The sequence below is a fragment of the Streptomyces hamibioticus genome (genome assembly GCF_047946815.1).
Classification (GTDB): domain Bacteria; phylum Actinomycetota; class Actinomycetes; order Streptomycetales; family Streptomycetaceae; genus Streptomyces.
This window is the reverse complement of the sequence record NZ_JBKKQY010000001.1, coordinates 1,140,317-1,153,675: the sequence shown is the minus strand read 5'-3', so window position 1 is coordinate 1,153,675 and position 13,359 is coordinate 1,140,317. Positions and strand designations below refer to the sequence as shown.

Genomic DNA, 13,359 nt, shown 5'->3' with positions numbered 1-13,359 from the left:
GCCGCCCACCGGTCGCCGCCCTCTTCCCGGGCAGTGTGCTGTGTGACATATTACTGCCGTGAGCCAGTCGCTGACCTGCGATGTCGTCGTGGTCGGCGCCGGAGTGGTCGGCGCCGCCTGCGCCCTGTACGCCTCCCGGGCGGGCCTGACCGTCACCGTCGTGGACCGCGGCCCGGTGGCCGGAGGGACCACCGGGGCGGGGGAGGGCAACCTCCTCGTCTCGGACAAGGAACCGGGACCCGAGCTCGAACTGGCCCTGCTCTCCCTGCGCCTGTGGTCCGAACTGGGCCGGGAGCTGGGGAAGTCCGTCGAATACGAACCCAAGGGCGGCGTCGTCGTCGCCCGCACCCCACGGGCCCTCGCCGGCCTCGAAGCGCTGGCCGCCGCTCAGCGCGCGGCCGGCGTCGAGGCGGCCGGGGTCCCGGCCGACCGGCTGCCCGACCTGGAACCGTGGCTGGCCCCCGGCCTCGCGGGCGCCGTGCACTATCCGCAGGACGCCCAGGTGATGCCCGCCCTGGCCGCCGCCCGGCTGCTGCGGGCCTCCGGGGCACGGCTGCTGACCGGCCGGACGGTGACCGAGGTGCTGCGCCGGCCCGGCGGCACGGTGCGCGGGGTGCGCACCGACCGTGGCGACCTGCACGCCCCCGCTGTCGTCAACGCGGCCGGCACGTGGGGCGGCGACCTGGCCGCCCGCGCCGGGGTGCACCTGCCCGTGCTGCCCCGGCGGGGGTTCGTCCTGGTCACCGAGCCGCTGCCGCGCCGCATCCGGCACAAGGTGTACGCCGCGGACTACGTCGCCGACGTGGCCAGCGACTCGGCGGCGCTCCAGACCTCCCCGGTCGTGGAGGGCACCGCGGCCGGCCCGGTCCTCATCGGGGCCAGCCGGGAACGGGTCGGCTTCGACCGCACGGTCTCCCTCCCGGCGCTGCGGGCCCTGGCGGCGGGCGCCACACGGCTCTTCCCCTTCCTGACCGGCGTACGGGCCATGCGGACGTACGCCGGGTTCCGGCCCTACCTGCCCGACCACCTCCCGGCGATCGGTCCCGACCCCCGGGCCCCCGGTCTCTTCCACGCCTGCGGGCACGAGGGCGCCGGCATCGGCCTGGCCACGGGCACCGGCCGGCTGATCGCCCAGGCGCTCGCCGGGGCACGATACGCCCTCGATCCGACGCCGTTCCGTCCCGACCGCTTCCCCGAGGAGAGCGCGTGAACCCGCTCCGGCTCGCCCGGGCCCGGCCCGGCCCCGCCTTCACCGTCACCTTCGACGGCCGGGAGATCGAGGCACTGCCCGGCCAGACGGTCGCCGCCGCGCTGTGGGCGGCCGGTGTCACCTCCTGGCACACCACCCGGGGCACCGGCCGGCCGCGGGGCGTTTTCTGCGGAATCGGTGTCTGCTTCGACTGCCTGGTCACCGTCGACGACCGGCCCAACCAGCGCGCCTGCCTGGTGCCCGTGCGGCCCGGCGCCGTGATCCGCACCCAGGAGGGAACCGGCCATGCGGACTAGCCTCGCGGTGATCGGCGCCGGTCCGGCCGGGCTCGCGGCGGCCCTGGCGGCGGACGCGCGAGGCGTGCGGGTCGCGCTCCTCGACGCCGCCGCCGGGCCGGGCGGCCAGTACTTCCGGCAGCCGGCCGCCGCACTGGGCGCACGGCACGCCCGGGCGTTGCACCACCAGCGGCGCACCTGGGAGCGGCTGCGCGACGGCCTCGCCGCCAGTGGCGTACAGACCCTGACCGGCCATCACGTGTGGTGGGTGGAACGGCGGTCCGGCGCCTTCGCCGTGCACGCGCTGCTCGGTCCCGGGCAGGACGAACCGGCCGTCGTGCACGCCGACGCCGTGCTGCTCGCGACCGGCGGCTACGAGCGGGTACTGCCCTTCCCCGGCTGGACCCTCCCCGGTGTCGTCACCGCCGGCGGCTCCCAGGCCATGCTCAAGGGATCGCTCGTCGTGCCGGGACGGACCGCCGTGGTGGCCGGCACCGGGCCGCTGCTGCTGCCCGTGGCGGCCGGGCTCGCGGCGGCGGGCGTGCGGGTGGCGGCGCTCGTCGAGTCGGCCGGCCCGCGCGGCTTCCCCCGGCACGCCCGTGCCCTGGCCCGCAAGCTCCCCGAAGGCGCCGGTCACGCCGCACGGCTGCTGCGCCACCGCGTCCGCCTCCTCACCCGGCACACCGTCGTCCGCGCCCACGGTGGGGGTACCTCCCGCTCGAGCGAAGCCGAGAGCGGGGGAGACCGGCTGACCGGCGTCACCGTCGCCGCCCTCGACGCCGCCGGACGGGTCCGGCCCGGCACCGAGCGGCACCTCGCCTGCGACACCCTGGCCGTCGGCCACGGCATGCTCCCGCACACCGACCTCGCCGACGGCCTCGGCTGCGCCCTCGACGGCACGGCCGTGGCCGTCGACGCCGAGCAGCGCACCACCGTGCCCGGAGTCTGGGCCGCCGGGGAGGCCACCGGCATCGGCGGCGCGGGCCTCGCCCTCGCCGAGGGCCACCTCGCCGGCCGCTCGGTCGCCGCGCGGCTGCACGGAACCCGGTTCCACCCGGCGCCCGCCGCCGTCGCGGCCCGCAGACGCCTGCGGGAAGCGGCGGCGGCGCTCGACTCCGCCTACGCCACCCGCCCGCGCTGGACCGACCAGGTCACGGACGACACCGTCGTCTGCCGCTGCGAGGAGGTCACCGCCGGTGCCGTCCGCGAGGCCCTCGACCTGGGCGCGGGCGACGTCCGTACCGTCAAGCTGCTGACCCGGGCGGGCATGGGCTGGTGCCAGGGCCGGGTGTGCGGTCCGGCGGTCGCCGGGCTCGCCGGCTGCGACGCCTCCCCGGCCCGGCGGCCGTTCGCACGCCCCGTCCCGCTGGGCGTACTCGCCGACCAGCACCCCGAGGAAGGACCCTGATGACCGAAGACCGCCCCTGGCGCGGCGTCCTCGTCGCCACCGCGCTCCCGCTGCACGACGACCTCTCCGTGGACTACGACGCCTACGCCGAGCACTGCTCCTGGCTGGTCGCGAACGGCTGCGACGGCGTCGTCCCGAACGGATCGCTCGGCGAGTACCAGGTGCTCACCGCCGAGGAGCGGACGAAGGTCGTCGAGACCGCCGTCGCGGCGATCGGCGGGCACCGGGTCATGCCCGGCGTCGCCGCCTACGGGTCCGCCGAGGCACGCCGCTGGGCCGAGCAGGCCCGGGACGCGGGCTGCGGCGCGGTCATGCTGCTGCCGCCCAACGCCTACCGCGCCGACGAGCGCTCCGTCCTGGCCCACTACGCCGAGGTCGCCGAGGCCGGCCTGCCGGTCGTCGCGTACAACAACCCGATCGACACCAAGGTCGACCTGGTGCCCGAACTGCTCGCCCGGCTGCACGGCGAGGGGCACGTCCGAGCGGTGAAGGAGTTCTCCGGCGACGTCCGCCGCGCCTACCGCATCGCCGAACTCGCCCCGGAACTCGACCTGCTGATCGGCGCCGACGACGTCCTGCTGGAGCTGGCGCTCGCCGGCGCCAAGGGCTGGGTGGCGGGCTGTCCCAACGCGCTGCCCGCCGCCTCCGTCGAGCTGTACCGCGCCGCCGTCGCCGGCGACCTGCCCACCGCGCGCCGCCTCTACCGGCAGCTGCACCCCCTGCTGCGCTGGGATTCCCAGGTCGAGTTCGTACAGGCCATCAAGGTGTCCATGGACGTCGCGGGGCGGCGCGGCGGACCCTGCCGCCCGCCGCGCATGCCGCTGCCGCCCGCACAGGAGGCGGCAGTGCGCGCCGCCACCGAGCAGGCCCTCGCGGCCGGACCGGCGTAGGGAGGGAGCGGGCCATGCGCAGCAAGCTCGTCCTGCACGCCGTCGACTCGCACACCGAGGGCATGCCGACCCGCGTCGTCACCGGCGGGATCGGCACCATCCCCGGCGCCACCATGAACGAGCGGCGGCTGTACTTCCGCGAACACCGCGACCACGTCAAGCGGTTGCTGATGAACGAACCGCGCGGGCACTCCGCGATGAGCGGCGCGATCCTCCAGCCGCCGACCCGCCCCGACTGCGACTGGGGCGTCGTCTACATCGAGGTCTCCGGTTATCTGCCGATGTGCGGCCACGGCACGATCGGGGTGGCCACGGTCCTCGTCGAGACCGGCATGGTCGAGGTCACCGAGCCCGTCACCACCATCCGCCTCGACACCCCGGCCGGGCTCGTCGTCGCCGAGGTGGCGGTGGCGGACGGCGCCGCCACGGCGGTGACACTGCGGAACGTGCCGTCCTTCGCCGTCGCCCTGGACCGCAGGGCGACCCTGTCCGACGGGCGGACGGTGACGTACGACCTCGCCTACGGCGGCAACTTCTACGCCATCCTGCCGCTGACGGAGTTCGGCCTGCCCTTCGACCGGTCGCGCAAGGACGACATCCTCGCCGCCGGCCTGTCGCTGATGGAGGCGATCAACGCCGAGGCCGAGCCGGTGCACCCGGAGGACGACTCCATCCGCGGCTGCCACCACGTCCACGCCTACGCCCCCGACTCCACCGCCCGGCACTCGCGGCACGCCATGGTGATCCACCCCGGCTGGTTCGACCGCTCCCCGTGCGGCACCGGCACCAGCGCCCGCATGGCCCAGCTGCACGCCCGCGGCGAACTCCCGCTGGAGACCGAGTTCGTCAACGAGTCCTTCATCGGCACCCGGTTCACCGGCCGGCTGCACGGCACCACCGAGGTGGCCGGCCGCCCGGCCGTGCTGCCCGGCTTCACCGGCCGCGCCTGGATCACCGGCACCGCCCAGTACCTGCTGGACCCGGCCGACCCCTTCCCGGCGGGGTTCGTCCTGTGAGCCGCAACGGTCCCGCGCTGCCCGTCCTGGGCGGCAAGAAGCCCAGCCACCGCGAACGGGTCGCCGACGCGCTGCGGGCCGCGCTGATCGCCGGCGAACTGCGCCCCGGCGAGGTCCACTCCGCCCCCGGGCTCGCCGCCCGCTTCGGGGTCTCCGCCACCCCGGTGCGCGAGGCGATGCTGGACCTCGCCAAGGAGGGGCTGGTCGACACCGTGCCCAACAAGGGGTTCCGGGTCACCGCCGTCTCCGACAAGCAGCTCGACGAGTACACGCACATCCGGTCGCTCATCGAGATCCCGACCACCGCCGGCCTGGCCGGCACGGCCGACCCGGTGGCCCTGGAGGCGCTGCGGTCGGCCGCCCGGGAGATCGTCGCGGCCGCCGCGTCCGGCGACCTCATCGCGTACGTCGAGGCGGACCTCCGCTTCCACCTGGGGCTGCTCGCGCTCGCCGGCAACGACCATCTCGTCCAGGTGGTGCGGGACCTGCGCCGCCGCTCCCGGTTGTACGGGCTGACCGCGCTGGCGGAGCAGGGGCGGCTGGAGGCGTCCGCCGAGGAGCACCTGGAGATCCTCGACGCGTTGCTGGCCCGCGACGAGGACGCCGTACGGGCCGTGATGACCCGGCACCTGGGACATGTCCGCGGGCTGTGGGCCGCTCCCTGACCCCTGCCCGGGCCCGCCGTCGACCCGTTACGCAAGCGACTTGCATATCTTTCGCTACGCTTGCGGTCATGACGCGACGACTTGCCGAGGTGGCGAAGAAGGTCGGGGTCAGCGAGGCCACCGTCAGCCGGGTGCTCAACGGCAAGCCGGGAGTCTCCGAGGCCACCCGGCAGGCCGTGCTCTCCGCCTTGGACGTCCTCGGCTACGAGCGGCCCACGCAGCTGCGCGGCGAGCGCGCCCGGCTCGTCGGCCTGGTCCTGCCCGAGCTGCAGAACCCCATCTTCCCGGCGTTCGCGGAGGTGATCGGCGGGGCGCTGGCCCAGCTCGGGCTGACGCCGGTGCTGTGCACCCAGACCAAGGGCGGGGTCTCCGAGGCCGACTACGTGGATCTGCTCCTCCAGCAGCAGGTCTCCGGCGTCGTCTTCGCCGGCGGGCTGTACGCGCAGGCCGACGCGCCCCACGACCACTACCGGCGGCTCGCCGAGCGCAACATCCCGGTCGTGCTGGTCAACGCCGGCATCGAGCACCTCGGGTTCCCCGGCGTCTCCTGCGACGACGCCGTGGCGGTGGAGCAGGCCTGGCGGCACCTTGCCTCGCTCGGACACGAGCGGATCGGCCTGGTGCTCGGCCCCGGCGACCACATGCCCTCGGGGCGCAAGCTGGCCGCCGCCCGGGCCATGGGGGAGCTGCCCGACGCCCACGTGGCCCGGGCCATGTTCTCCATCGAGGGCGGCCACGCCGCGGCCACCCGGCTCCTCGACCGGGGCGTCACCGGCTTCATCTGCGCCAGCGATCCCCTCGCCCTCGGCGTCGTCCGGGCCGCCCGCCGCAAGGGTCTCGACGTGCCGTCGCGGATCTCCGTCGTCGGCTACGACGACTCGGCGCTGATGAACTGCACCGAACCGCCGCTCACCACCGTCCGGCAGCCCATCGAGGCCATGGGCCGGGCCGTGGTGGAGCTGCTGAACGCGCAGATCAGCGGGGGTTCCGTGGCCGCCGATGAGCTGCTGTTCGAGCCGGAGCTGGTGGTGCGCGGGTCCACTGCGCAAGCACCCCGCGAATAGATTCACTTCTCCCTCGGGAAATTGCGGGTCGGACATCACCGGCGCCACCGCCACCCGTCGGCGGGCGCGACGTCCAGGTGTACCGGCGACTTTCACATGGGCGCCACCGGGCCCTTCCCTGACGTTTGGTGCTCCTGGAACACTCCTTTCGCGCGGCTTCTCGCACGAGCGCTCGTCCCGACCCGCACCATCCCGGACCGAACCTCCCACTCCCGAGGCGAGAGAGGCTTCCCACCCCCATGCCCGAAGTCAACCGGCGCCGATTCCTTCAACTCGCGGGCGCCACCACGGCGTTCAGCGCCCTGTCCACCAGTATCCAGCGGGCCGCCGCCCTCCCGGCGAACCATCGCACCGGGTCGGTCGAGGACGTCGAGCACATCGTCGTCCTGATGCAGGAGAATCGTTCCTTCGACCACTACTTCGGCAAGCTGAGAGGCGTCCGCGGCTTCGGCGACCCGCGCCCGGTGACCCTCGCGAGCGGCAAGTCGGTGTGGCACCAGGAGCACGACGGCACCGAGGTGCTGCCCTTCCACCCGGACGCCGACGACCTCGGCATGCAGTTCCTGGAAGGGCTGCCGCACGGCTGGCCGGACGGGCAGGACGCCTACCACGACGCCAGGTACGACCGGTGGCTGCCCGCCAAGGGCACCACCACCATGGCCTACCTGACCCGGGAGGACATCCCCTTCCACTACGCCCTCGCCGACGCGTTCACCGTCTGCGACGCCTACCACTGCTCGTTCATCGGCTCCACCGACCCCAACCGGTACTACATGTGGACCGGCCACACCGGAAACGACGGCAAGGGCGGCGGTCCGGTCCTCGGCAACGACGAACTCGGCTACGACTGGACGACCTACCCCGAGCGCCTGGAGCGGGCCGGCGTCTCCTGGAGGATCTACCAGGACATCGGCGACGGCCTGGACGCGGACGGCCACTGGGGCTGGATCGGCGACGCCTACCGCGGCAACTACGGCGACAACTCCCTGCTGTACTTCAACAAGTACCGCGACGCGGGCCCCGGCGACCCCTGGTACGACAAGGCACGCACCGGCACCGACGTCAAGAACGGCGACGGCTACTTCGACCGGCTCCGCGCCGACGTGCAGGCGGACCGCCTGCCGCAGATCTCCTGGATCGTCGCCCCCGAGGCCTTCACCGAGCACTCCAACTGGCCGTCGAACTACGGCGCGTGGTACATCGCCCAGGTCCTGGACGCGCTCACCGCCAACCCCGCGGTGTGGGCGAAGACGGCGCTGTTCATCACCTACGACGAGAACGACGGCTTCTTCGACCACGTGGTGCCGCCGCTGCCGCCGAAGTCCGCCGCCCAGGGCCTCTCCACCGTCGACGTCTCCCTGGACGTCCACCCGGGCGACAGGACCCACCGCGAGGGCTTCTACGGGCTCGGGCCGCGGGTGCCGATGCTGGTGGTCTCGCCGTGGAGCAAGGGCGGGTACGTCTGCTCGGAGACCTTCGACCACACCTCGATCCTGCGGTTCATGGAGCGCCGCTTCGGTGTCCGGGAACCCCACATCTCCCCCTGGCGGCGCGCCGTCTGCGGCGATCTGACCTCCGCGTTCGACTTCTCCCGCAAGGACAGCCGGCCCGCCGAGCTGCCGGACACCGGCGCCTACGAGCCGCCGGACCGCGAGCGCCACCCCGACTACCGGCCGACGCCGCCCGCCGACCCGGACATGCCGAAGCAGGAGCGCGGCCTGCGCCCGGCCCGCCCGCTGAGGTACGCCCCGCACGTCGACGGATCGGCGGACGCGGCGGCCGGGAAGCTCACGCTCACCTTCGCCTCCGGCCCCGAGGCCGGCGCCGCCTTCCTGGTCACGTCCGGCAACCGCACCGACGGACCCTGGACGTACACCACCGAGGCCGGCAAGACCCTCTCGGACACCTGGAACTCGGCGTACTCGGGCGGCGGCCACGACCTGGCCGTGCACGGTCCGAACGGCTTCCTGCGCGTCTTCAAGGGCCCCGGACGGACCGCCGGCCCCGAGGTCACGGCCCGGCACGTGCGCGACGACGTGCAACTGACCTTCACCAACAGCGGCTCCGGCACGGTCCGCCTGAAGCTGGCGAACGCCTACGGGGGCCGGGGCCGGACCGTCACGGTGCGCCCCGGCGCCGTCGTCCGGCACACCGTCGACCTCGGACAGAGCCGCCGCTGGTACGACCTCACGGTCACCTCCGAGTCCGACCCCGCGTTCCTGCGCCGCTTCGCCGGGCACGTCGAGAACGGGCGGCCGGGGGTGAGCGACCCGGCGATCGTCACGGAGTAGCCGCTGGGGTTCCGCCGCACGACCGGCCGCTCGGCGCGGGTCGCCAGGTGCCCGGCGGCATCATGCCGACGTGGCCGCTGTCCTCGCCCCCGGTGGGCGGCGGCCGCCTCCGGCTGTCAGCCCGCCTGCACGCCGCCCGGCATGCCCGCCGTGAGGGCTTCCACGGGCTCGGGCCGCGGCTGCCGGGGCATCAGGGCGGCGGGTGGGGCCGGGGTGGCCGGGGCCGGGGCGGCGGGCGTGCGGTGGGCTCCCGGTGCTCCGGCCGGCGACCCGGTCGCGGGAGCCGCGTCCACGGGGTCGGGTGGCGCGGTGGGCGTGGAGTGCGTGCCTCGCAGCCCGGTCGGTGTGCCGGCCGCAGGACGCGCGTCCGGTGCTCCGGCCGCAGGGCCTGCGCCCGGTGTTCCGGTCGGTGCGCGGGTCAGTGTCAGAACGCCTCGGGCGGCCAGTGCGGCACCGGTCAGGGCCAGCAGCAGGCCGGCCGGGCCGCCCCGCAGGCGTTCGCCGAGCAGTGCGACGCCGATGACCGCGGCGGCCACCGGGTTGGCCAGGGTCACCACCGCCAGCGGGGCCCCGAGGCCGCCGCGATAGGCGGTCTGCGCCAGTAGCAGGCCACCGGCCGCGAAGGCCGCCACCAGCACCGCGACCCCCACGACCTGGGCGCCGAGCAGCGGGCCGGAGCGGTCGGTGGCGGCCACCGTGACGGTCTGCGTCAGCGCCGAGGCGACGCCGGAGGCGATGCCCGAGGCGGACGCGTGCCGCAGACCCGGCCGGGTGCCCGGCCGGGACAGCAGGCCGATCAGGGCGGCGGTCGCGCCCGCCACGGCCAGCGCCTCCGGCACGCTCAGCACGTCGTCGGGCGCGGGCCCGGTCGCCGTGAGCAGCAGCGCGCCCAGCCCCAGCAGGGTCAGCCCGGTGCCCCGCCACTCGGCGGAGCCGACCCGGCGGCCCGCGAGCCGCGCCCCCAGCGGCACCGCCGCCACCAGGGTCAGCGCCCCCAGCGGCTGGACCACGGTGAGCGGACCGTACTTCAGGGCCACGACGTGCAGCAGCGCGCCCAAGGCGTTGAGCGCGGCCGACCACCACCAGGCGCCGCTGCCCAGCATCCGCAGCGCGCCGGTGCCCGGACGGCGGGCGGCCAGCCGCTCCTGGGTGACTGCCGCCGCGGCGTAGGCGACGGCGGAGACGAGGGACAGGCCGACGGCGAGTGCGGCGGCGCTCACCGGCCGGCCCCCACCGGCTCGCGCCGCTCGGCCGGCCTCGGCCGGGTCCGGCCGCGGACGACCAGGGTCCGGGTCCGGCGCAGGGGCGGGCGGACCACCGCGAGCGCCAGGCCCAGCAGGGCCGCGGCCACGATCACGTCGAGCCAGTAGTGGTTGGCCGTGCCCACGATCACCGCCAGGGTGAGCAGCGGGTGCAGGAGCCACAGCCACCGCAGCCGGGACCGGGTGGCGACGACCAGGCCGATCGCCAGCATCAGCGCCCAGCCGAAGTGCAGCGACGGCATCGCCGCGAACTGGTTCGACAGCTCGTCGGCCCGCGGCGGCCCGTACACCGACGGCCCGTACACCCGCGCGGTGTCCACCAGACCGGCCGCGGCGAGCATGCGCGGCGGGGCCAGCGGAAACGTCAGGTGCAGCACGAGCGCGGCGCCGGTCACCGCGGCCAGCACCCGGCGGGCCCAGACGTAGTGTGCCGGCCGCCGCAGGTAGAGCCAGACGAGGAAGGCGGCGGTGGCCGGGAAGTGCACGGCCGCGTAGTAGGTGTTCGCGAGCCGCACGAGCGTGTCGCCGTGCAGCAGCAGGGACTGCACCGCGCCCTCGTCGGGCAGCCGCAGCGACCGTTCCAGGTCCCACACGCGGTGTGCGTGGGCGAAGGCCTCGCCGGTGTCGCCCGCCGCCAGTTGCCGGCCGAGCTTGTAGACGACGAAGAGCCCCGCGACGAGCAGCAGCTCACGGAGCAGCGGCGGTCGGGCCGGTGGGTCCGGCTCCCATGCTGCGGGCTCGGTGCGGGCGGCGGTCATCCCACGGTCCCTTCACTGACGGTGGCGCGTGTGGCGAGGTGACGGGACTCATCGATACGGTTCCGTTCCGATACGCCAGTGTACCGATACGGCCGAGTACCGGTACACTGGCGTATCGATGGGCGATCGATGGTCGTACGACACACTTGAGCCGCAGTCGAGTACGGGGGAGTACGGACGTTGACCGCCGAACCCGAGCGAGGAGCAGCACCGATGGCGCCACAGGCCGCGGATCCACCGGAGACGGCCGGGTCCCAGGGCGCTGCCCCGCGCCGCTCCAAGCTCACGCCCGAGCGGGAACAGGAGTTCTTCGACACGGTCGTCGAGCAGATCCGCGAGTGCGGCTACGACGCCGTCACGATGGAGGGCGTCGCCGCCAGCACGCGGTGCAGCAAGTCCACGCTCTACCGGCAGTGGAGGACCAAGCCGCAGTTCGTCGCGGCGGCCCTGCGCTCGCGCCGCCGGGTGCGCTTCGCCGGCATCGACACCGGATCGCTCGCCGAGGACCTGCGGCAGGCGGCCCGGGCCGCGGGAGAGTGGTCGGGCGAGGACACCCGGCTGCTCCAGGCGCTCGGCCATGCCGTCATGCAGGACCCGGAGCTGCAGCGGGCGTTGCGCGAGGCGATCGTCGAGCCGGAGATCGCCGCGCTGCGCACGATGCTGGAGCGCGGGGTGGCCCGGGGCGAGGTCCCCGCCGGCCATCCGGCGCTGGAGTACGTGCCCGCGCAGATGTTCGGCGTGCTGCGGGTCCGGCCCGTGCTGGAGGGCGAGTACGCCGACGCGGACTACCTGGTCCGCTTCGTGGAGGCCGCGGTGCTGCCCGCAATGGGACTCACCTGAGACCAGGTCGCCGTCCACGGGATGACTGGACGGCGGCCTGCCCGCGCCGCACCGTGGGGACGGGGGCGGCGCGCACCCCCGGCCGGGTGGGGTGCCCCTTGAGCGGAGGGGCGTCCCACCCGGCCGACTCGTGTTCCCGGACGCCGGGCGGGACGGAGCGGGCGGTCAGACGTCCTGGCCGGTGCCGCCGCCCGAGGCGGCCTCGATGCCCTCGGCGATCTCGTCCAGGACGGACTGCTTCTGGCCGACGTCCACACCGAGACGGACGACGACGATGCGCTCCGGGTTGGCGGGGGAGGGGAGGGCGAGCGACTCGACGTAGCCGTCGGCGCCCTTGCTCGTGACGGCCTTCCAGCGGACCCGGTAGCCCTTCTGCCCGGCCACGGTCACCGCCTCGGAGGCCAGCACCTCGTGCGAGGTGATCGAGCCGTAGCTCTTGCCGCCGTAGGACTGCTCGGCGTTCACCTCGATGTCCGCCTTGGCGACCTGCTCGGCGGTGCGGCCCTCGGTGCCGAGCACGAGCGCCGGCGCGGAGTACGCGCCGCCCTTGGTGCATGTCGCGTCGGTGTCGCCGGGGCAGGGATAGGAGTCGTCGGAGGAGACCGACGCACCGACCGTGATCTCCTGGCCGTGCCAGCCGTCCGGGATCGGCAGGCTGATGCCGCTGACCGTGTCCGTCACCGAACCGCTGTCGATCTTCGGCGGACCGGACCGGTCGGGGGAGGGCGACTCGTCGTCCGAGCCGCCGTCGCCGTCACCGTCGCCTTGCCGGTCGGGCACGCCCGGGCTGCGCTGCTGGGAACCGACCCGGTCCTCGCCCGAGCCGTCGCCGGCCAGGGCGTAGACACCGACTCCGATGCTCGTCAGGACGGCGGCGGCCACCGCCGCGGCTATCCCGGCCCGCAGCCGACGCCGGCGGGCGCCGGGCGACGGTTGGGCCGGGTAGCCGGGGTGGCCGGGATGCGCCGGTTGGCCGGGGTACGCCGGTTGGCCGGGGTACGCCGGTTGGCCGGGGTACGGGCCGTGGACCGGCTGCTGTCCGTGACCCGCGGGATACGGCGGCTGCCCGGGAGGCGCCGGGTGCCCGGCCGGGACGTGCCCGGGGGCCGGCTGGGCCGGATACGCGGGCGACGCACCACCGGCCAGGGGCGGTGCCGGTCGCTCCGCGGGGGTGTCGCCGGCCGGGGGCGGTGCCGGTCGCTCCGCGGGGGTGTCGCCGGTCGGGGGCGGTGCCGGTCGCTCCGCGGGGGTGTCGCCGGTCGGGGGCGGTGCCGGTCGCTCCGCGGGGGTGTCGCCGGTCGGGGGCGGTGCCGGTCGCTCCGCGGGGGTGTCGCCGGTCGGGGGCGGTGCCGGTCGCTCCGCGGAGGTATCGCCGGTCGGGGGCTGTGCCCGTGGATCCTTGGGCGCGTCATCGAAAGGTGGTTCCGCCGGTTGGTCCGCGGACGTGCTGCCGAGGGGCGGCTCCGCCGGTCGGTCCGCGGACGCGCCGGACGGCTTCGCCGATCGGTCCGCGGGCGCCTCGCCGGCGGACGGCTCCGCGGGTGCGTCACCGGCGGACGGCTCCGCGGGCGCCTCGCCGGCGGGCGGCTCCGCGGGTGCGTCGCCGACGGGCGGCTCCGCCGAGGGCACGGGCCGCGCGTCGCCGGACTCCTGCCCGCCCGGCCCCTCCTGCCGCCCGGG

The 13,359-nt window shown here is 75.3% G+C and carries 12 protein-coding genes; 9 read left to right on the top strand and 3 right to left on the bottom strand.

The features are described 5' to 3' along the window. The first annotated feature begins 58 nt into the window (after positions 1–58). The 8 genes from ACLGIH_RS05285 to ACLGIH_RS05250 all read left to right on the top strand — a co-directional run bounded on the left by ACLGIH_RS05285 (position 59) and on the right by ACLGIH_RS05250 (position 8,819). Entirely contained in the window at positions 59–1,210 is a 1,152-nt protein-coding gene (locus ACLGIH_RS05285; RefSeq protein WP_416524042.1) for an NAD(P)/FAD-dependent oxidoreductase, read from the top strand. Next, positions 1,207–1,506, top strand: coding sequence for a (2Fe-2S)-binding protein (locus tag ACLGIH_RS05280; protein WP_416524041.1), 300 nt, complete (start codon positions 1,207–1,209; stop codon positions 1,504–1,506). The genes ACLGIH_RS05285 and ACLGIH_RS05280 overlap by 4 nt, the downstream gene beginning before the upstream one ends. After that, positions 1,496–2,893, top strand: a complete 1,398-nt coding sequence (locus ACLGIH_RS05275; protein WP_416524040.1) for an FAD/NAD(P)-dependent oxidoreductase — start codon at positions 1,496–1,498, stop codon at positions 2,891–2,893. The genes ACLGIH_RS05280 and ACLGIH_RS05275 overlap by 11 nt, the downstream gene beginning before the upstream one ends. Then, entirely contained in the window at positions 2,893–3,783 is an 891-nt protein-coding gene (locus tag ACLGIH_RS05270; protein WP_416524039.1) for a dihydrodipicolinate synthase family protein, read from the top strand. The genes ACLGIH_RS05275 and ACLGIH_RS05270 overlap by 1 nt, the downstream gene beginning before the upstream one ends. Before the next feature lie 14 nt (positions 3,784–3,797). Beyond that, positions 3,798–4,799, top strand: a complete 1,002-nt coding sequence (locus ACLGIH_RS05265) for a proline racemase family protein (RefSeq protein ID WP_416524038.1) — start codon at positions 3,798–3,800, stop codon at positions 4,797–4,799. Beyond that, on the top strand, positions 4,796–5,464 hold the full coding sequence (locus ACLGIH_RS05260) for a GntR family transcriptional regulator (RefSeq protein WP_416524037.1): 669 nt from the start codon (positions 4,796–4,798) through the stop codon (positions 5,462–5,464). Before ACLGIH_RS05265 ends, ACLGIH_RS05260 begins: the two co-directional genes overlap by 4 nt. A gap of 68 nt (positions 5,465–5,532) precedes the next feature. Then, the gene (locus tag ACLGIH_RS05255) at positions 5,533–6,528 is read left to right on the top strand and encodes a LacI family DNA-binding transcriptional regulator (RefSeq protein WP_416524036.1); all 996 of its coding nucleotides are present in this window, start codon (positions 5,533–5,535) and stop codon (positions 6,526–6,528) included. Positions 6,529–6,767: 239 nt separating this feature from the next. Further along, positions 6,768–8,819 carry a phosphocholine-specific phospholipase C gene (locus ACLGIH_RS05250; RefSeq protein ID WP_416524035.1) on the top strand — a complete coding sequence of 684 codons (2,052 nt, stop codon included), beginning with the start codon at positions 6,768–6,770 and terminating at the stop codon, positions 8,817–8,819. 116 nt (positions 8,820–8,935) lie between these two features. Here ACLGIH_RS05250 and ACLGIH_RS05245 read toward each other — a convergent pair whose 3' ends face one another. Then, positions 8,936–10,039: a DMT family protein gene (locus tag ACLGIH_RS05245; RefSeq protein WP_416524034.1), complete on the bottom strand. Its 1,104-nt coding sequence runs from the start codon at positions 10,037–10,039 to the stop codon at positions 8,936–8,938. Further along, the gene (locus ACLGIH_RS05240) at positions 10,036–10,839 is read right to left on the bottom strand and encodes a phosphatase PAP2 family protein (protein WP_416524033.1); all 804 of its coding nucleotides are present in this window, start codon (positions 10,837–10,839) and stop codon (positions 10,036–10,038) included. The genes ACLGIH_RS05245 and ACLGIH_RS05240 overlap by 4 nt, the downstream gene beginning before the upstream one ends. A gap of 213 nt (positions 10,840–11,052) precedes the next feature. Here ACLGIH_RS05240 and ACLGIH_RS05235 point away from each other — a divergent pair, with 213 nt between their 5' ends. Continuing rightward, complete coding sequence (locus ACLGIH_RS05235) at positions 11,053–11,679, top strand: TetR/AcrR family transcriptional regulator (RefSeq protein WP_416524032.1); 627 nt, start codon at positions 11,053–11,055, stop codon at positions 11,677–11,679. A 165-nt stretch (positions 11,680–11,844) separates the two neighbouring features. Here the strand turns inward: ACLGIH_RS05235 and ACLGIH_RS05230 are convergent, their stop codons facing one another. Then, positions 11,845–12,825, bottom strand: coding sequence for a hypothetical protein (locus tag ACLGIH_RS05230; protein WP_416529288.1), 981 nt, complete (start codon positions 12,823–12,825; stop codon positions 11,845–11,847). Positions 12,826–13,359 lie beyond the last annotated feature (534 nt).

What these genes read in the sequence shown, in the direction of transcription:
- ACLGIH_RS05250 (WP_416524035.1), top strand. Translation starts at nt 6,768, where the DNA reads ATGCCCGAAGTCAACCGGCGCCGATTCCTTCAACTCGCGGGCGCCACC.
- ACLGIH_RS05255 (WP_416524036.1), top strand. Translation starts at nt 5,533, where the DNA reads ATGACGCGACGACTTGCCGAGGTGGCGAAGAAGGTCGGGGTCAGCGAG.
- ACLGIH_RS05275 (WP_416524040.1), top strand. Translation starts at nt 1,496, where the DNA reads ATGCGGACTAGCCTCGCGGTGATCGGCGCCGGTCCGGCCGGGCTCGCG.
- ACLGIH_RS05235 (WP_416524032.1), top strand. Translation starts at nt 11,053, where the DNA reads ATGGCGCCACAGGCCGCGGATCCACCGGAGACGGCCGGGTCCCAGGGC.
- ACLGIH_RS05270 (WP_416524039.1), top strand. Translation starts at nt 2,893, where the DNA reads ATGACCGAAGACCGCCCCTGGCGCGGCGTCCTCGTCGCCACCGCGCTC.
- ACLGIH_RS05265 (WP_416524038.1), top strand. Translation starts at nt 3,798, where the DNA reads ATGCGCAGCAAGCTCGTCCTGCACGCCGTCGACTCGCACACCGAGGGC.
- ACLGIH_RS05240 (WP_416524033.1), bottom strand. Translation starts at nt 10,839, where the DNA reads ATGACCGCCGCCCGCACCGAGCCCGCAGCATGGGAGCCGGACCCACCG.